Annotated in this window: 13 protein-coding genes and 1 tRNA gene; 2 read left to right on the top strand and 12 right to left on the bottom strand. The window is 62.5% G+C overall.

From position 1 onward, the window contains the following. Positions 1–6: 6 nt before the first annotated feature. The 9 genes from APH36_RS16910 to APH36_RS16955 all read right to left on the bottom strand — a co-directional run bounded on the left by APH36_RS16910 (position 7) and on the right by APH36_RS16955 (position 10,927). Positions 7–102: transfer RNA gene (locus APH36_RS16910), tRNA-Sec, on the bottom strand. A gap of 6 nt (positions 103–108) precedes the next feature. Continuing rightward, positions 109–2,031: a selenocysteine-specific translation elongation factor gene (gene selB, locus APH36_RS16915; RefSeq protein WP_060499575.1), complete on the bottom strand. Its 1,923-nt coding sequence runs from the start codon at positions 2,029–2,031 to the stop codon at positions 109–111. After that, a complete protein-coding gene (gene selA / locus APH36_RS16920) occupies positions 2,028–3,455 on the bottom strand; it encodes an L-seryl-tRNA(Sec) selenium transferase (RefSeq protein WP_060499560.1) in 1,428 nt (475 codons plus the stop codon). Before selA ends, selB begins: the two co-directional genes overlap by 4 nt. A gap of 159 nt (positions 3,456–3,614) precedes the next feature. Then, positions 3,615–4,535, bottom strand: a complete 921-nt coding sequence (gene fdhE / locus APH36_RS16925; RefSeq protein ID WP_060499561.1) for a formate dehydrogenase accessory protein FdhE — start codon at positions 4,533–4,535, stop codon at positions 3,615–3,617. A gap of 4 nt (positions 4,536–4,539) precedes the next feature. Continuing rightward, complete coding sequence (locus APH36_RS16930) at positions 4,540–5,196, bottom strand: formate dehydrogenase subunit gamma (protein WP_060499562.1); 657 nt, start codon at positions 5,194–5,196, stop codon at positions 4,540–4,542. Continuing rightward, complete coding sequence (fdxH, locus tag APH36_RS16935; RefSeq protein ID WP_060499563.1) at positions 5,193–6,143, bottom strand: formate dehydrogenase subunit beta; 951 nt, start codon at positions 6,141–6,143, stop codon at positions 5,193–5,195. Before fdxH ends, APH36_RS16930 begins: the two co-directional genes overlap by 4 nt. Beyond that, entirely contained in the window at positions 6,143–9,211 is a 3,069-nt protein-coding gene (gene fdnG / locus APH36_RS16940; RefSeq protein ID WP_156342159.1) for a formate dehydrogenase-N subunit alpha, read from the bottom strand. The genes fdxH and fdnG overlap by 1 nt, the downstream gene beginning before the upstream one ends. 147 nt (positions 9,212–9,358) lie before the next feature. Continuing rightward, positions 9,359–10,120, bottom strand: a complete 762-nt coding sequence (locus tag APH36_RS16950; RefSeq protein WP_060499565.1) for an SDR family NAD(P)-dependent oxidoreductase — start codon at positions 10,118–10,120, stop codon at positions 9,359–9,361. A 21-nt stretch (positions 10,121–10,141) separates the two neighbouring features. After that, a complete protein-coding gene (locus APH36_RS16955; protein ID WP_060499566.1) occupies positions 10,142–10,927 on the bottom strand; it encodes a TSUP family transporter in 786 nt (261 codons plus the stop codon). Positions 10,928–11,126: 199 nt separating this feature from the next. Here APH36_RS16955 and APH36_RS16960 point away from each other — a divergent pair, with 199 nt between their 5' ends. Continuing rightward, entirely contained in the window at positions 11,127–12,503 is a 1,377-nt protein-coding gene (locus tag APH36_RS16960) for a PLP-dependent aminotransferase family protein (RefSeq protein ID WP_060499567.1), read from the top strand. A gap of 116 nt (positions 12,504–12,619) precedes the next feature. On the opposite strand, the gene APH36_RS16965 is transcribed toward APH36_RS16960, so the two are convergent. From APH36_RS16965 to APH36_RS16975, 3 genes are all read right to left on the bottom strand, one after another. Continuing rightward, positions 12,620–13,489 carry a DMT family transporter gene (locus APH36_RS16965; RefSeq protein WP_060499568.1) on the bottom strand — a complete coding sequence of 290 codons (870 nt, stop codon included), beginning with the start codon at positions 13,487–13,489 and terminating at the stop codon, positions 12,620–12,622. Positions 13,490–13,656: 167 nt separating this feature from the next. Further along, positions 13,657–14,202, bottom strand: coding sequence for a single-stranded DNA-binding protein (locus tag APH36_RS16970; RefSeq protein ID WP_025754600.1), 546 nt, complete (start codon positions 14,200–14,202; stop codon positions 13,657–13,659). Positions 14,203–14,211: 9 nt separating this feature from the next. Continuing rightward, on the bottom strand, positions 14,212–15,606 hold the full coding sequence (locus APH36_RS16975; RefSeq protein WP_060499569.1) for an MFS transporter: 1,395 nt from the start codon (positions 15,604–15,606) through the stop codon (positions 14,212–14,214). Between the two features lie 129 nt (positions 15,607–15,735). Between APH36_RS16975 and uvrA the strand changes: the two genes are divergently transcribed. Further along, entirely contained in the window at positions 15,736–18,570 is a 2,835-nt protein-coding gene (gene uvrA / locus APH36_RS16980) for an excinuclease ABC subunit UvrA (RefSeq protein WP_060499570.1), read from the top strand. Positions 18,571–18,639: the final 69 nt, after the last annotated feature.

Consider the following 18,639-nt stretch of genomic DNA (forward strand, 5'->3'; position numbering starts at 1 on the left):
AGAAAATGGCGGAAGGCAGCGGGAGTCGAACCTGCCCGGGAACGGCTGCCGTCCCCAACCGGGTTTGAAGCCCGGCCGCGCCACCGGGCGCGATTGCCTTCCTTGAACTCAGTGCCTGGCCTGCTGCTGGGCCAGGGCGCTGTCGGCGCGGATGTGACGCTGGTCGGCCACCCTCCGGGTCAGGCCGATGCGGTCGAAGTATTCCAGAATCTGCACACTGCGCTTGCGACCGATCCCCAACATATCGCGAAACGCGGCAACCTGCACTATCGGCGTCTCACTGGCCTTCCCCAGCAGCAACACTGCCATGCGCTGTAATGCCGACTCCGGGTAGAACAGGTCACGCACCACCTGGTGCACCAGGCCCAGCCGTGCAAGCTTACGCAACAACAGGCGTACATCGGCTTCGGCGCGGTTCTCTTCACTGGCCAACGTCCTGACCCAGGGCGGATCGTATTGCCCCGCCAACAGCCTCGGTTCCAGGCGCGCCCACAACTCACTGTCGGCTTCGCTCAATTGCACCTTATGATCGGGCAAATGCAGCCAAGGCCCGCTGCTGGCGATGCTGCCGTCATCGAGCAACTCGTCCAGCAGGCTGACGAAGGCCGGCCGCTCCAGGGGTAAGGCCGCAAAGCGGCGCAGGCGATCACGGTCCGGGCCGAGCTGGTCGGGCTCCTGTTCGTGGAACCGTTCCAACTGCTCCATCACCTGCTGCTTCAGCGCTTGCCACTTGGCAGTGGCGAACAGCAGTTGGCCCTGCCGCGTGGCTACCACCAAAACTTCTTCCGGCAACTGCCAGGTTTCTCGCAGGCGATTGAACTGCCGCTCAAGCCGCTGGGGGTCGATACCGCCCGGTGCACTGGCAAGCAGCGCCGGCAGCGCCTGCTCCAGTTCTTCGGTATCGCGCAGCACCTGCAACTGGCGCAGGCGCTCATCGCTGCGGCGTTGGCGGCTTGGCGCGAACGGGTCCAGCACCTTGCCACCGCCCAAGGTGCGCTGGGCACGCTGGTCGCGCAGCACCAAACGGTCGCCATGCACCGCCTGCAGCGGCGCATTGAGTAACAACTGGGCAAACATGCGCTGGCCGGCCGCCAGGCTTTCGCCTTCAAGCAAGGCGACCCGGGCCGTCACATCCTGAGTCCCCAGGTGTACGTGCACGGCGCTGAAATGTTCGAACGTACGTGTCTCTCCCGGTAACAGGCTCAGCTCGATATCCACCCGTACGCCGGGCGCATGCAACCACTCAGGCACCAGCCAGTCACCCCGGTGTACCTGTTCCAATGCCAGTCGCTCGGCAGCGATGTTCAGCGCCACCCGCTGGCCCGCTTCTGCCACCAACGAGGCCTTGTTCTGTGCATGCAGGCCACGCACGCGCACCGCTTTGCCGGCCTTGCCCAGCAACAAGGTATCGCCGGCACTGACCCGCCCGGCCAGCGCCGTGCCGGTGACCACCACGCCAGCGCCGCTAACCGCGAAAGCGCGGTCGACGGCCAGACGAAAACCACCGCGCACAGCGCGTGCCCGTACATTGGCCTCAGCCTCCAGCAGGGCTTGACGCAGCGCGCCCACGCCTTCCCCGCTGATGCTCGACAATGGGAATTGCCGCGCACCGGCATACGGCCCTGGCGCCAGCAGTTCACTGATTTGCACCTGCACATCGGCCAGCCGGGCCGGCTCGACCCGGTCGCATTTGCTGATCGCCACCAGGGCCTGGGGAATGCCCAGCAGCTCGATGATCGCCAGGTGCTCGCGCGTCTGCGGCATAACCCCGTCGTCAGCAGCCACCACCAATAGCACCAGGTCGATGCCATGGGCACCGGCCAGCATGTTGTGGATAAAACGCTCGTGGCCCGGCACATCGATGAAGCCCGTCAGCGGCGCGCCTTCGCTCAGCGCCGCATAACGGTAGCCAAGGTCGATGGTCATGCCGCGGGCGCGCTCTTCCTGCCGCTGGTCGCCGGCCTGGCCAGTCAGCGCCTGCAGCAGTGCGGTCTTGCCGTGGTCGATGTGCCCAGCGGTACCAACGATCACTGCACTGGCCCCAGGTGCAAGGCGGGCAACTGGGCCAGCCACTGGGCTTCGTCATCCAGTTGGCGCAGGTCCAGCCACAAGGCATCGTCATCGATGCGGCCCAGCACCGGCACAGGCAGATCACGCAGGGCCCGCTCCAGTACATGCAAGCTGCGCCCGCGCAGCTTCTTCGACACTTGCGGGCGCAGGCACAGCGCGGCACTGGGCAGGCGCGCCACCGGCTGGCTGCCACTGCCAATCATGCCCAGCGCAGGTTCTGCGCTGACGGCCCATTGCTCGCCGAGGCGTGCCTTGAGTTCGGGCGACAGGCGCTCGGCCTGAGCCTGGATCTCGGCCTGGCTGCGGGTCAGCAGGCGCAGGCTGGGCAGGCGTTCGGCCAAGCGGTCGGGGTTGCGGTACAGTGCCAGCACCGCTTCAAGGGCTGCGAGGGTGATCTTGTCGACGCGCAAGGCTCGCTTGAGCGGGTTTTTCTTGATCCTGGCGATCAGGTCCTTGCGGCCAACGATGATCCCTGCCTGAGGCCCGCCCAGCAGTTTGTCGCCGCTGAAGGTGACGATATCGGCGCCATCAGCCAGGGCCTGGCGCACCGTAGGTTCGGCGGGCAGGCCCCAGCGGGTAAGGTCGAGCAGGCTGCCACTGCCGAGGTCTTCGAGTAGCGGCAGTTCATGTTGGTGGGCGATCCGCGCCAGCTCGGCAGTGGGCACCTGGGTGGTGAAGCCTTGGATACTGTAATTGCTGCAATGCACGCGCATCAGCAGGCCCGTGCGCGGGCCGATGGCGGCCTCATAGTCGCGGGCGTGGGTGCGGTTGGTGGTACCGATCTCGTGCAGCTTCACGCCGGCCCGGGCCATGATGTCGGGAATGCGGAAGGCGCCGCCAATCTCGATCAGCTCACCACGGGAGATGATGCCCTCCTTACGTGCGCCTAGGCTGTTGAGCGCCAGCAGCACGGCGGCGGCGTTATTGTTGACTACAGTGACGGCTTCGGCGCCGGTCAGCTCGCGGATCAGGCCTTCGATCAGGTCGTCGCGGTCGCCGCGCTTACCGGTAGCCAGATCGAACTCCAGGTTGAGTGGATAGCGGGCGGCGGTCTGCATGGCCTCGATGGCCTCTTCCGGCAGCAGGGCGCGGCCGAGGTTGGTGTGCAGCACGGTGCCAGTGAGGTTGAACACACGGCGGACCTGGCTGCGCTGTTGAGCGGCAAGGCGTTCGCCGGTGCGGCCCAGCAGCACTTCGGTGGCCAGTTCGGCGGCGCTGAGCTCACCGTTGCGAGCAAGATCACGCAGGTCGTCGAGCAGTTGGCGCAAGGTAGCCAGCACTGCATCGCGACCATGGCGGTCGATCAGCGGGAGGCAGGCCGGGTGGCGCAGGAGGGTGTCGATGGATGGGAGGCGTGGGGTGTCGCTGGCTAGGCTTGAAGACATGCGGTACTACCTTGGGTTATCCGGTGTCTGTACTGGCCTCTTCGCGGGCACGCCCGCTCCCACAGAGTCCGCGCTGTATTTGAGGCTTGCGCAGTCCTTGTGGGAGCGGGCGTGCCCGCGAAGAAGGCAACTCGGTCTTTCAGTGTAGACACTCACCCACTACCCGGGCGCGAGCATCAGGTTGGGCGCCAGGCGATGAAAGCCCTCCTCGTCCAGGCGCATATCCAGCACCAGGCTGGCCAGGTCGTCGGCCAAAGGCTCGGCCGCTGCATCGTTCTCCAGATAGTTGTGCTTCAGGTAGCTTTCGCACCCCGGGCAGCACTCGGCACGCAATGGCGCCTTGCCCGGCGCATGGCGATCATCCTCAAGGCTGGTATAGCGCAGGTCCTTGCTCGACTCGCAATACACGCACTTCACCCGCACCACATGCCATTCACAGGCACACAACGAACAGACCAGATAGCGCAGGCCATTGTGCTTGCCACGGTTGCGCACCACCCCAGCCATTGCCGGGGAACTGCAGGCCGGGCACTGGGCCAGGCTGCCAGCAGGTTTCAGCTCCGGCGTTGGCAACGCCAGCAGCCAGCTGGACCAGGCCGCCTGCAACGCAGCCCCGAGGAACGGCACCAATGCCGGTGGCACCGCGTCATACTGCCCTGCCAGCAAAGCGATGCCCCAGCCTTTGCGCTGGCTGTCATCACTGCCACGCAGCACCTGCAAGGCCTCACCCAGCGGGCCACGGGTTTCACCGTTGAAGTGCTCAAGGAGGGCCTGTAACCAAACCAGCCAAGGCCCTTCGCGCACCAGGCTGTCAGCCGCCAGCGGCGGCAAACCATGACTTATGCACAGGCGCTGACGTTCCTCGGCCACCGGTACGCCAGCGGGCGGGTTATCCACAAGCTGCTGTTGGACGCAGCACAACCGCGCCACCAGCCTCAGATAGTCGCCAAGGGCATTGCCCTCGGCCAACTGCTCCAGTCGCGCGGCGCGCACTTCGAACAGGTTGGCGGGCGGCAGGTGCAGAAACGGCGGCATCACCGCCGACGCTTCGATCTGCCCGGGTTCCAGTATCGTGCTCAAGCGTTCATCCTTCTTTTCGTCCGTGATTGCCCGGCGTTTTGTCGCCGGTCACTTCGCGGTACCACAACTCATGGTGCTTGCGTGCCCACGCGCGGCTGACCCAGCCATGCAGCATGGCGCCGATCGAGCCCTTGATCCAGATGCCGGCATAGATATGCACGATGATGCTGAGAATCAGCACGAACGCCGCCAGCGCGTGCAGCAGCGCAGACAAGCGAATGGCATCGATGCCGAACCAATGGCTGAAATACGCACGCCAGATCACCACTCCACTCACCAGCAGCACCAGCATGCACGCCAGCAAGGTCCAGAACAGCAGCTTCTGTCCGGCGTTGTACTTGCCGATGGGGGGCACGCCATCCTCACGATTGACCATCACCCGATCGATGCGACGCAGCCACAGGCGGTCGTTGGCGGTGATGAAGTTGGCGCGCCAGAAACGGAACACCAGGCCAAGGAAGAACACGAACATCGCCACCCCGATGAAAGGGTGCAGGATGCGCGTCCACGGCCCGCCGCCAAACAGGTGGCTGAGCCAGAACAGCGCCGGATGAAACAGCGCCAGCCCCGACAGCCCCGCCAGGATGAACAGGATTGCCACAATCCAGTGGTTTGTCCGCTCATTGGCGTTGTAGCGCAGGATGGGTTTGTTGTCGTTCATGGCCGCTGCTCCCCTTGCCCACCGGGCTTGGTCGGGTCGTAGACATGGACCGCAGGATCCACCTGATGCACGTTGTCATCCGGCTGCGTGGGGTGCTCGTCCTCCTCGACCCGCTGTGGGCCAACCCGCACATAATGGAAGAACCCGGCCAACACCGCCGCGCCCATGGCCAGCAACGCCAGCGGCTTGGTGAAGCCCTTCCACAGCCCCACCAAAGGGCTGATCACCGGCTGGTCCGGCAGGCCGGCATACAGCTTCGGCGTGTCGGCATGGTGCAGCACGTACATCACGTGGGTGCCGCCGACACCATCCGGGTCGTACAACCCGGCGTTGTCGTAGCCCCGCGACTTCAGGTCGACAATGCGCTCGGCGGCATGCACTTTCATCTCGTCCTTGCTGCCGAACACGATCGCCCCGGTCGGGCAGGTTTTCACGCAGGCTGGCTCCAGGCCCACGGTCACGCGGTCGGAACACAGGGTGCACTTGTACGCCTTGTGGTCCTTCTGCGAGATACGCGGGATGTTGAACGGGCAGCCGGTGATGCAGTACCCGCAGCCGATGCAGTGGTCCTGGTTGAAATCGACGATGCCGTTGGCGTGCTTGATGATCGCCCCCGGGCTTGGGCACGCCTTCAGGCACCCTGGGTCTGCACAGTGCATACAGCCATCCTTGCGGATCAGCCACTCCAGGTTGCCGTCGTCGCGCTCGTGCTCGGTGAAGCGCATCAGGGTCCAGGTTTCGGCCGTGAGGTCCTGGGGGTTGTCGTAGGTGCCGTGGTTGTGGCCGACCTCGTCACGCAGTTCGTTCCATTCCGAGCACGCCACCTGGCAGGCCTTGCAGCCGATGCACTTGGTGGTGTCGATCAGCTTGGCGACTTCCTGCTGCTGGCGTACCGAAGGCGGTACGGTGGTGGTGGCCGAGCGGGCGATGATGTCTTGGCTGGCCATCAGAGTTTCTCCACTTTGACGAGGAACGACTTCGACTCTGGCGTCTGGGTGTTGCCGTCACCGAGGAATGGCACCAGGGTGTTGGTCAGGTAGCCATGCCGGGTAGCGCCGGTGAAACCCCAGTGCAACGGAATGCCGATCTGGTGCACGGTCTGGTTGTTGACCTGGAGCGGGCGAATCCGCTTGGTCACCACTGCCACCGCATCGATATGCCCGCGCTTGCTCGACACCCGCACCCGGTCGCCGGCCTTGATGCCTTTCTCGTTGGCCAGCACCTCGCCGATTTCGACGAACTGCTCGGGCTGGGCAATGGCGTTGAGCCGGCAATGCTTGCTCCAGAAGTGGAAATGCTCGGTCAGCCGATAGGTGGTCGCCGCGTAAGGAAACTCGTCGTGCGTGCCGAGCGTGTCCCACACCGAGTCGAAGATGCGGCCAGCCGGGTTGCTGACCACCTTCTTGTTCTGCGGGTGCAGCGGGTTGATACCGATCGGCGTTTCGAACGGCTCGTAGTGCTCGGGGAACGGCCCCTCAGCCATCTTGTCGATGGCGAAGAAACGCGCCACGCCTTCGGGGTTCATGATGAACGGGTTCATCCCGGCCTCGGGCGGCGAGTCGGCCTTGAAGTCCGGCACATCGGTACCGGTCCAGGCCTTGCCGTTCCACCATACCAAGCGTTTCTTCTCTGGGTCCCACGGCTTGCCTTGCGGGTCGCTGGAGGCACGGTTGTAGAGGATGCGACGGTTGGCCGGCCAGGCCCAGGCCCAGTTCTGCACCTGGTGCATGCCAAACGGGTCGCTGTTGTCGCGGCGGGCCATCTGGTTGCCCTGCTCGGTCCAGCAGCCGGCGAAGATCCAGCAGCCAGACGCCGTGCTGCCGTCGTCCTTCAACTGGCCGAAGCCTGACAGTTGCTGGCCGGCCTTGAGCGTGGCGCCGGTGGCGTCGGTGAGGTCGGTGACCGCCCAGCCGTTCATTTCCTTGGCCAATTCCTCCGGAGATGGCTCTTCAGGGATCTTGTACGGCCAGCTGATGTTCATCATCGCATCAGGGTAGGCGCCGCCCTCGGCCCGGTAGCGTTGGCGCAGGCGCAGGAACAGCTCGCTCATGATCTGCACGTCGGTACGGGTCTCACCCGGCCCATCGGCCCCCTTCCAGTGCCATTGCAGCCAACGACTGCTATTGACCAGCGAGCCGTCCTCCTCGGCAAAGCAGGTGGTGGGCAGGCGGATCACTTCGGTCTGGATATTGGCGGTGTCGACGTCGTTGAACGGCCCAGCGTTTCGCCAGAACTCCGAGGTCTCCGTGGCCAGCGGATCCATGATCACCAACCACTTGAGCTTGCCCAGCGCTGCGGTGACGCGGTTCTTGTCCGGCAGCGCAGCAATCGGGTTGAACCCCTGGCATATGTAGCCGTTGACCTTGCCCTGGCCCATCATCTCGAACATGCGCAGCACGTCGTAGGCCGGGACATCGAGTTTGGGCAGCCAGTCATAGCCCCAGTTGTTTTCCGCCTTGGCGTTGGCGCCGTACCAGGCCTTCATCAGGCTGACGTGGAACTTGCCGTAATTCTGCCAGTACGACAGCTGCCCTGGGCGAAGCGGCTTGGACGCGCGCTTGTCGATGTAGGTGGCGTAGTCCTGCTCGGCATCACCGGCCAGGGTCAGGTAGCCCGGCAACGAGTTGGACAGCAGGCCGAGGTCGGTCAGGCCCTGGATATTGGAGTGCCCGCGCAAGGCGTTGACACCACCACCGGGCATGCCGACGTTGCCCAGCAGCAGCTGGACCATGGCCGCACTGCGGATGATCTGCGCACCGATCGAGTGCTGCGTCCAGCCGAGCGCGTAGAGAATCGTCATGGTCTTGCCCGGTGCCGAGCAGGTGGCGATCTCCTCCCAGACTTTCATCATGGCGTCCTGCGGCATGCCACAGGTCATGCTCGCCAGTTCCGGGGTGTAGCGGCTGTAATGCTGTTTCATCAGCTGGAACACGCAGCGCGGGTGCAGCAGGGTCGGATCGACCTTCGCATAACCGTCCTCACCCAGCTCGTAACCCCAGCCGGATTTGTCGGCATACACACGCTTGGCCTCGTCGTAGCCGCTGAACAGCCCGTCCTCGAAGCTATAGGTCTCTTTGACGATGAACGACACATCGGTGTAGTTACGCACGTACTCGTGCTGGATCTTGTCGTTGCTCAGCAGGTAGTTGATCAGCCCGCCCATGAAGGCGATATCGGTACCGGTACGGATCGGCGCGTAGTAGTCCGCTACCGACGCGGTACGGGTAAAACGCGGGTCGACCACGATCAGCCGCGCCTTGTTGTGCGCCTTGGCCTCGGTCACCCATTTGAAGCCGCACGGATGCGCTTCTGCTGCGTTGCCACCCATCACCAGGACCAGATTCGCGTTGGCGATATCGGACCAGTGGTTGGTCATGGCGCCACGGCCGTACGTCGGGGCAAGACTTGCCACCGTCGGGCCATGTCAGACACGTGCCTGGTTATCGAACCCCAGCATGCCTGTTGCGCGGACGACCTTGTGGGTCAGGTAGCCTGCCTCGCTGGAGGCGGCGGAGGCAGCCAGAAAACCGGTGGTGAGCCAGCGGTTTACGGTTTGCCCCTGGGCGTTCTTCTCGATGAAATTGGCGTCTCGGTCCTGTTTCATCAGGCCTGCGACGCGGTCGAGCGCCTCGTCCCAGCTGACCCGCACCCACTCCTTGCTGCCGGGTTTGCGTACCTCGGGGTACTGCAGGCGGCTCGGGCTGTGGATAAAGTCCAGCAGGCCGGCGCCTTTCGGGCAAAGGGTGCCGCGGTTGACCGGGTGGTCGGCGTCACCTTCGATGTGGATGATGTTCTGTTTGACGTTTTTACCCGCATCGCCCTGGCTGTACAGGATCAGGCCGCAGCCGACCGAGCAGTAAGGGCAGGTGTTACGGGCTTCTTTGGTATGCGCCAGCTTGAAGTGACGCACCTGCTCGGCGAAGGCCGGCGTCGGGGCCATGCCCAACGCCGCCAGGCTCGAGCCTCCAAGGCCGACGGCGGCGACCTTGAAGAATTGCCGACGGTTCAGGTCCATCGTGCACTCCTGATCAGGTGGTGGACGCGCGGAACATGGCCGGCGCCTCTTGATAGTCACGGTGGCGGCCAATACATGGCTGCCAATAGTTAAGACTAGTCAAGAATCGGGAACGTGCGATGACCTGAGTCAGTGGTAGGGCCCGGGTCAGGCACGCGGCAGGTTGCGCACCACATTCAGCGCCGCACTGCTCTGCGCCACCGGCATGATCTCGACAGTATTGATGTTCACATGCGCCGGCTGATCGGCAATCCAGGCTACCGTAGCCGCGATGTCTTCCGGCAGGATGGCCTCGACATCTCGATACAACGCCTGCACCGCGTCCAGGTCGCCATTCAGGCGTACCACCGAGAAGTCGGTGCCCGAGCAGAGCCCCGGCTCGATGTTGCTCACGCGTACTCGGGTGCCCGCCAGGTCGGCACGCAAGTTGAGGCTGAACTGGCGGACGAAGGCCTTGCTGGCGCCATAAACATTGCCGCCCGGGTAGGGGTAAGTGCCGGCGATTGAGCCAATATTGATGATCATCCCGCTGTCGGCTTCCACCATTTGCGGCAGAATCTTGTGGGTAACCATGGCCAGGCCGGTAATGTTGGTGTCGATCATCCGCTGCCAGTTTTCGGCGCTGCTGGCCTGGGCTCGGTCCACACCCAACGCCAGCCCGGCGTTGTTGACCAGCAGGTCGATCTGCAGCGATACATCCCGAATCTGCTCGACCGCCGTCTCCAGCGACACCGGGTCGGTGACGTCCAGCGCCAGCGGAATGAAATTGCCCCCCAACTCGGCCTCCAGCGCTTTCAGTTTGTCCATGCGCCGGGCGCCACCGATCACGCGGTAGCCTTTGCCGATCAGCGTGCAGCAGATGGCACGGCCAAAACCCGAGGAGGCGCCAGTTACGAATGCGGTTTTCATCAGTTTTCTCCTATCAGTAGGTCAGGCCAGGTACTTCACGCCCAGGCTGGTGAACAGGCAAAGCATCGAGAACACCAGCGCCTTGCGTACCACTTCGTTGCCTTTACGCAGCGCCAGGGCACTGCCCAGGTGGTTACCCAGGATGTTGCAGGCCACCAGCGGCAATGCCAGCAGGTAGACGACCTTCCCGGCCATGACGAAGGCGACCAAGGCGCCGATGTTGGAAGCGAAGTTGAAGGTTTTGGAGTTGGCCGAACTGGAGACCAGGTCCATGCGCAGCAGGTAATGGAAGGCGATGATGAACATGCTCCCGGTACCGGGGCCGAAAAAGCCGTCATAGAAGCCGATGGCCAGGCAGGTCAACGGCACCACGGTGTACAGCATGCGCGAAGACAGCTCTCGTTCCTCTACCGGGCGGTCCTTGGGGGTGAGGAAGATGAGGATGCCGAACGGGATCAGCGCCAGGATGATCTTGCCTACAGTCTCTTGCGAGATCGACACGATCAGGTGCGCCCCCAGGTAGGCACCCAGCAGTGAGAACGGCACCCCGACCAACGCTACCTGCCAGACCATCTTGCTGTTGGCCAGGAAGTTGCGAATGGCCGCCAGCGTGCCAAGGGTGCTGACCAGTTTTTCCTGGCCCAGTGCCACCTGCGGCGGCATGCCCACCAGCAAAAAACCCGGTACAAGAAACAGACCGCCACCACCGGCAATACTGTCGACGAAGCCTGCAACGAAGGCGATCGCGCCGAGCATGACGATTGCCAGCAACGCGTGTTCCGCCCAGTAAGCACCGAGAATTTCCATAGCAAAGCCCATCCAATGGCGTGTTTTGCCAAGGCCGACGTGAGTGAGCCTGCCCTGATTGATGCGATGATTGTAATTACGAAAATTGAATCGATGCAATAAACAATTAATTCAACTCAATTCCCACGATTACCATCATTAGCTGCATCTGGGCTTTCATGCTAGGCTGCGCGCTCTTGCAGAATCTGGTGCGTTTTCCATGTGGGTCCCTCATTACGGCGATCAAACCCAGCCGGTTTACCTGATGATCGCTAATGCCCTTGAACAGGACATCGAAAGTGGTCGGCTTGCAGCAGGTGATCGCTTACCCACCCTCAAGGACCTCGCCGAGGCACTGAGTGTGACGCCCGGCACCGTCGGCAGGGCCTACGACGAGGCAGCCAAGCGTGGCCTGGTGGTTGGCGAAGTCGGGCGTGGCACATTTGTGAAACAGCAGCGACAGCCATTGCCTATCCAGTCGGCGCCCGTTGCCGGCGAAAGCAGCCAGATCGATCTCTCGATCATCAAACCCAACGACGCTCACATGAGCGAGTGGCTAGGCGCGGCCATCAGCGAACTGGCCGCGTCTTCGGGCTTGGGGCAAGTACTCGACTACGTGACCGAAGGTGGCCACACCTCACACAAGCAAGCCGGTGCGGCCTGGATTCAGCGCTGGCTGCCAGATGCAAGCTGGCAACAGGTTGTACTGACCTCTGGCGCGCAGCATGGGCTGCTAGTGGCCATCAGCAGCCTGTCGAAGAGCGACGATGTGGTGCTGTGCGAGTCGTTTTGCTACCCAGGCATCATCTCTCTGGCCCACAGCATGGGCCGCCGCCTGCGCGCCGTGGCCATGGACGAGCACGGCATTATTCCTGATGCATTGCGCGCGGCCTGCCTGGAGCACCGCCCTTCCCTGCTGGTATGCGTCACCACGCACCAGAACCCGACCAACTCGATCATGCCCCACGCACGGCGCCAGGCCATCGCCGAGATCGCCCGCGAGTTCGACCTGTTCATCGTCGATGACGACATCTACGGTTTTCTTGAGCCCGCCCCGGATTACAAGCCACTGGCCGCGTATGCGCCTGAACGCTCGGTGTACCTCACCAGCCTGTCCAAGAGCGTGCTGCCGGCGCTGCGCATCGGCTACCTGTACGCTCCGCCGCAAACCCTGTCACGGTTATCGTCGATGGTACGCAGCAGCGTGTGGATGCCTTCGCCATTGATGGCGCAATTGGCCAGTAACCTGATCAACAGCGGCATGGCCGACCAGTTGGTACGGGTACAGCAGGACGAGGCGGCCGCGCGCCAGCACATGGCTCGGGAGATTCTTGGTCGATACAACATCCGTACTCAGCCCCACAGCTTTCATATCTGGCTGGAGTTGCCAGAGCCGTGGACCAGCGACGAGTTCGCCAACCTGGCGCGTAACAACGGCGTGACGGTGGTCAGCGGCAGCCAGTTTTTACCAGAACGTAGCCACACCACCTGCGGTGTACGCATCGCGCTGATGAGCCCCAGCCGCCAGGAACTGGGCTTTGCCCTGACCAAGTTGGCAAGCCTGCTGGACTCGCCGGAGCCGCGGTTGTTCTACTGAAGCACTGACTGGGTTAATACCCCCACAGGATTGCGCCGTAGAAGAAACCTGCGCAGAACCTATGAGAGCGGGCTCGCCCGCCCCCATAGTGAATGCAGCCCCTGAACTTATAGAGGTCACTCAAGCAGGTGCAGCACAACGGCCCCTGCTAAAACCAGACTCACGCCTACAACTTGAAAGCAGGACAACCGCTCTCGATAGAAGAAAAAGCCAAGTACCGCAGCGATTCCGCCCGAAAGCGTGCTGATCACCGTAACAACAGAAATCGAACCATTGAGCGCCCCCCAGGAAAAGGCAGAAAAGCCACCGAGGTTAAACAGGCTGGCACCGCATAATGCTGCATAGGTTCTTGGCCTGATTACCGACCAGCCCCTCATCAGCCTGAGCGCTTCGGGCATGAGGAAGATCACCCCAACGGCATACCCTAGCGCCAACATGTTCACAGGGCCGAGTGATGGCAGCGCATATTTTCCCTGAAGCCAGAAACTGACGCCGTAGAGCGCCGCCGCCAATAGAGCGAACGCAACCGGCAAACGGCTCATCGAGCGCCCCTGATCATCCGCCTTGTTACCGCTGCTACTGGCCAACAGCACGCCAAAGAAACAGATCAGCAAACCAAGAAACTGCCAAAGCGACAATTCATCACCACCCAGCCAGGCCAGCAGCGTAGTAAAAACGCCATACGTGGTCACCAGCGGAGCCACGACTGCCGTCTTGCCGATAGCAAAGGCCTTGGAAAGTGACAGCGCCCCTAACACCGTGCAAAGCGCTGCGACACCGCCAAGCAGCAATGCGCTAACAGGTGCCGCCAGCATCTTCTCCAGCTGATTGGCCGACATGAAAATGATCAGCCCCATCAGCAACAGGCCCAATAACTGTCCAAAAAAGACGGCTCGACGAATACCAACCGCCCGAGCGTTTACCCCCACCAGAAAATCCGTAGCCCCCCAAAGTACGGCAGCTACCAAACCCATGATGACGTCCATACTTCCATTCCCTCTGCCTGCTATGAAGCAGATACTAAACAGAGAGGGCGCTGAGGAGTTGCAACACCAGCAACTTCAGACGTCTCCTACACAGGATGGCGGGACATAAAAAAACCCAAGGCAACTGCCTTGGGTTTTTGGTCTTGCTAGACGCCTTACCGCTCTGATCAGAACGGAATATCGTCATCAAAGCTGTCAAAGTCAGCCGCCGGCTGTGGCGCTGGCTGCTGCGGCGCCGGGCGCTGAGGGGCCTGTTGCGGGCGCTGGGCCTGCTGGCGCGGCGGGGCCTGGTTGTACTGTTGCTGCTGACCACCTTGGTTGTAGTTGCCGCCACCCTGGTTGTACGGGTCACCGCCCTGCTGGCCCTGCGGACGGCCACCCAGCAGCTGCATGGTGCCGTTGATGTCGACGATGATCTCAGTGGTGTAGCGCTTGATACCGTCTTTTTCCCACTCACGGGTCTGCAGTTTGCCTTCGATGTAGCACTGCGAACCTTTGCGCAGGTACTCGCCGGCGATCTCGGCAACCTTGCCGAACAGCGACACACGGTGCCACTCGGTACGCTCTACCTTCTGGCCCGACTGCTTGTCGGTCCACTGCTCGCTGGTAGCCAGGCTCAGGTTGGTCACGGCGTTACCGTTGGGCAGGTAGCGGACTTCGGGATCCTGGCCACAGGTGCCGACCAGAATGACTTTGTTAACCCCACGGGCCATAACGTTCTCCTAGGCTTCGCACGCCGAAGAGGCTGGGTTCACCAGTCGCTCGAGGGTCGCACGGTCCAAAATTTTCGTATCCAGTTTGATATAGATAGCGGCTTCTTCAGCCACCACCACAGCGTCGGTCACACCCGGCACGGCCATCAGGCGCTCGGACAGGCCGGCTTCACGGACTGCCTCAGGCGTCAGCGGCATGCGCAGACTGGTCACATAAGGCGGCTCGTTCATGCGCAGGGCGACGACCAGCCAGATGGCACACAGCACCGCGCAACCGAGGAACACCGTGTCCAGCCCACCGTGCTGGAACAACCAGCCACCGAGAATGCCGCCCAGCGCCGCACCAAGGAACTGGCTGGTGGAGTAGACCCCCATCGCCGTCCCCTTGCCACCGGCAGGCGACACCTTGCTCACCAGCGAAGGCAGCGATGCCTCCAGCAGGTTGAATGCGGTAAAGAATACCACGGTGCCAATCACCAGTCCGCGCAAACCGTCAGCCCACTCCCAGAAGTATATCTCTGTCAGCAGCAGGACACTGACAGCGCCGGCCAACACGCGTTTCATCTTGCGCTTTTTTTCGCCGTAGATGATGAACGGGACCATTGCAAAAAATGAGATGAACAGCGCGGTCAGGTACACCCACCAGTGCTGCTCCTTGGGCAGCCCACCGCGCTCGACGAAGGCCAGCGGCAGCGCGACGAAGCTGGCCATGAGAATGGCATGGAGGACGAAGATGCTTATGTCCAGGCGCAGAAGGTCCGGATGACGCAGGGTTGGGCCGAGTGCCTGGCGCGCCACGCCCGATTCGCGGTGCTGCAGGATGCTATGCGTGTTGGGCACGACAAAGGCAATCAGCAGGATGCCTACCAGGGCAAGCCCCGCCGTGGTCAGGAACAATCCTGACAAGCCGAAGGCACTTGTCAGCAAGGGTCCGACGACCATGGCGACGGCAAACGACAGGCCGATGCTCATGCCGATCATGGCCATGGCCTTGGTCCGGTGTTGCTCGCGGGTGAGATCGGACAACAACGCCATGACGGCGGCAGAAATCGCACCGGCGCCCTGCAAAACACGCCCGGCGATCACGCCCCAGATGGAGTCGGCCTGGGCCGCCAGCACACTGCCCAGGGCGAAAATCACCAGCCCCAGGTAAATCACCGGCCGGCGGCCGATGCGGTCGGAGATCATCCCGAACGGGATCTGCAATACCGCCTGAGTCAGGCCATAGGCGCCAATGGCCAGGCCGATCAGCGCAGGGGTGGCGCCGGCCAGGTCCATGCCGTAGGTAGCCAGTACCGGCAAGACCATGAACATGCCCAGCATACGAAAGGCAAAGACCAGAGCAAGGCCGCCAGCGGCGCGGGTTTCGCCGCCACTCATGCGCTCGTTGTGGGTGTCGTGCATGGATTAACCTCGTGTGAACCGGCGGCGATTCTATCAGTCCGACAGCGTAACGGCATCTACGCGACGCTTTGCCGCGTCATACTGGCGCGCCGTATACTTCCTTGTTTATGCCCGCCAAGCGAGGCCGCAGTGGACAAGATCCTGATTCGTGGGGCACGTACCCACAACCTGAAGAACATCGACCTGACCCTGCCCCGGGACAAGCTGATCGTGATCACCGGCCTGTCCGGTTCCGGCAAGTCGTCCCTGGCGTTCGACACCCTCTACGCCGAAGGCCAGCGCCGCTACGTGGAATCGCTGTCGGCCTACGCCCGGCAGTTCCTGTCGATGATGGAAAAGCCCGACGTCGATACCATCGAAGGCCTCTCACCGGCCATTTCCATCGAGCAGAAGTCGACCTCGCACAACCCACGCTCCACGGTCGGCACCATCACTGAAATCTACGACTACCTGCGCCTGTTGTATGCCCGCGTGGGTACGCCACGCTGCCCGGACCACGATATCCCGCTGGAGGCGCAAACGATCAGCCAGATGGTCGACCTGGTGCTGGAGCGCCCGGAAGGCAGCAAGCTGATGCTGCTGGCGCCGGTGGTGCGCGAGCGCAAGGGTGAGCACCTGGCCGTGTTTGACGAGTTGCGCGCTCAAGGGTTCGTACGCGCCCGGGTCAACGGCAAGCTCTACGAGCTGGACGAACTGCCCAAACTGGACAAACAGAAAAAGCACAGCATCGATGTGGTGGTAGACCGCTTCAAGGTGCGCGCCGACCTGCAGCAACGCCTCGCTGAATCGTTCGAGACCGCACTGAAGCTGGCCGACGGGATCGCTCTGGTAGCACCGATGGACGACGAACCAGGCGAAGAGATGATCTTCTCCGCCCGCTTCGCCTGTCCGGTGTGCGGCCATGCCATCAGCGAGCTGGAACCCAAGCTGTTCTCCTTCAACAACCCGGCTGGCGCCTGCCCGACCTGCGATGGCCTGGGGGTGAAGCAGTTCTTCGACACCAAACGCCTGGTCAATACCGAACTCACCCTGGCTGAAGGTGCGATCCGCGGCTGGGACCGACGCAACGTTTACTACTTCCAGATGCTCGGCTCGTTGGCCGCGCATTATGGCTTCAGCCTGGAAGAACCCTTCGGCGAGCTCTCGGCAGAACACCAGAAGGTGATCCTGCAAGGCAGTGGCAAGCAAAGCATCGACTTCAAGTACTTGAACGACCGTGGCGATATCGTAAAGCGCTCGCACCCGTTTGAAGGCATCGTGCCGAACCTGGAACGCCGCTACCGCGAGACCGAGTCGGCCACCGTACGCGAAGAGCTGGCCAAGTTCCTCGGCACCCAGCCCTGCCCGGATTGCCGTGGCACTCGCCTGCGCCGTGAAGCACGCCATGTGTGGGTGGGCGAAAAAACGCTGCCGGCGGTCACCAACCTACCGATCGGTGAAGCCAGCAACTACTTTGGCGAGCTGACCCTGACTGGCCGCCGTGGCGAGATTGCCGCCAAGATCCTCAAGGAAATCTGCGAGCGCTTGCAGTTCCTGGTCAACGTCGGCCTCGACTACCTCACCCTCGACCGTAGCGCCGACACCCTGTCCGGTGGCGAGGCCCAGCGTATCCGGCTTGCCAGCCAGATTGGCGCCGGCCTGGTCGGGGTGATGTACATCCTTGATGAACCGTCCATCGGCCTTCATCAACGCGACAACGACCGCCTGCTGGCCACCCTCAACCACCTGCGCGATTTGGGCAACACGGTCATCGTGGTAGAGCACGACGAGGACGCCATTCGCTTGGCCGACTATGTGGTCGATATCGGCCCAGGGGCCGGTGTGCATGGTGGCCAGATCGTCGCCGAGGGCTCGCCACAGGAGGTCATGGACCACCCTGATTCGTTAACCGGCAAGTACTTGTCCGGACGCAAGAAGATCGTCGTGCCAGCCAAGCGCACGCCGCGCAACAAGAAGCTGCAACTAAAGCTCAAGGGTGCGCGTGGCAACAACCTGCAGAACGTCGACCTCGAAGTCCCCATCGGCCTGCTGACCTGCGTGACGGGGGTATCCGGCTCGGGCAAATCGACGCTGATCAACAACACCCTGTTCCCCTTGGCCGCTACTGCCCTCAATGGCGCAAGCAGCCTGGAAGCCGCAGCGCACAGCAGCATGGACGGCCTGCAGCACCTGGATAAGGTGGTGGATATCGACCAGAGCCCGATCGGCCGCACTCCGCGCTCGAACCCGGCAACGTACACCGGTATTTTCACCCCTATCCGCGAGCTGTTCTCCGGGGTGCCGGAGTCGCGCTCACGCGGCTATGGCCCGGGACGTTTCTCGTTCAACGTCAAGGGTGGCCGTTGCGAGGCCTGCCAAGGCGATGGCCTGATCAAGGTCGAGATGCACTTCCTGCCAGACATCTACGTGCCGTGCGACGTGTGCAAGAGCAAGCGCTACAACCGCGAAACGTTGGAGATCAAGTACAAGGGCAAGAACATCCACGAGGTGCTGGAAATGACCATCGAGGATGCCCGCGAATTCTTCGACGCAGTGCCAGCGCTGGCGCGCAAGCTGCAAACACTGATGGATGTAGGCCTGTCGTACATCAAGCTGGGCCAGTCGGCGACTACCTTGTCTGGTGGTGAGGCGCAGCGGGTGAAGCTGTCCCGCGAGTTGTCCAAGCGCGATACCGGCAAAACCCTGTATATCCTGGATGAACCCACCACGGGCCTGCACTTTGCCGATATCCAGCAGTTGCTGGACGTGCTGCATCGCCTGCGTGATCACGGCAATACCGTGGTGGTGATCGAGCACAACCTGGATGTGATCAAGACTGCTGACTGGCTGGTGGACCTCGGCCCGGAGGGTGGTTCCAAAGGGGGACAGATCATTGCCTGCGGTACGCCGGAAGAACTGAGCGAGATGAAGCAGTCCTATACCGGGCATTACCTGAAACCGCTGCTGGAGCGGGACCGGGCCTGAGTGTTGCTGATGGAATGAAAAAGCCCCTGGCACCATTGGTGTCAGGGGCTTTTTCTTGAGACTGTGGGT

The organism is Pseudomonas sp. NBRC 111133 (genome assembly GCF_001320605.1).
Classification (GTDB): domain Bacteria; phylum Pseudomonadota; class Gammaproteobacteria; order Pseudomonadales; family Pseudomonadaceae; genus Aquipseudomonas; species Aquipseudomonas monteilii.

Bases quoted from the DNA above. Each gene is read 5' to 3' on its own strand.
- APH36_RS16970 (WP_025754600.1), bottom strand. From the start codon at position 14,202: ATGGCCCGTGGGGTTAACAAAGTCATTCTGGTCGGCACCTGTGGCCAG.
- APH36_RS16930 (WP_060499562.1), bottom strand. From the start codon at position 5,196: ATGAACGACAACAAACCCATCCTGCGCTACAACGCCAATGAGCGGACA.
- APH36_RS16965 (WP_060499568.1), bottom strand. From the start codon at position 13,489: ATGGACGTCATCATGGGTTTGGTAGCTGCCGTACTTTGGGGGGCTACG.
- selA (WP_060499560.1), bottom strand. From the start codon at position 3,455: ATGTCTTCAAGCCTAGCCAGCGACACCCCACGCCTCCCATCCATCGAC.
- APH36_RS16950 (WP_060499565.1), bottom strand. From the start codon at position 10,120: ATGAAAACCGCATTCGTAACTGGCGCCTCCTCGGGTTTTGGCCGTGCC.
- APH36_RS16955 (WP_060499566.1), bottom strand. From the start codon at position 10,927: ATGGAAATTCTCGGTGCTTACTGGGCGGAACACGCGTTGCTGGCAATC.
- APH36_RS16975 (WP_060499569.1), bottom strand. From the start codon at position 15,606: ATGCACGACACCCACAACGAGCGCATGAGTGGCGGCGAAACCCGCGCC.
- fdxH (WP_060499563.1), bottom strand. From the start codon at position 6,143: ATGGCCAGCCAAGACATCATCGCCCGCTCGGCCACCACCACCGTACCG.
- APH36_RS16960 (WP_060499567.1), top strand. From the start codon at position 11,127: ATGTGGGTCCCTCATTACGGCGATCAAACCCAGCCGGTTTACCTGATG.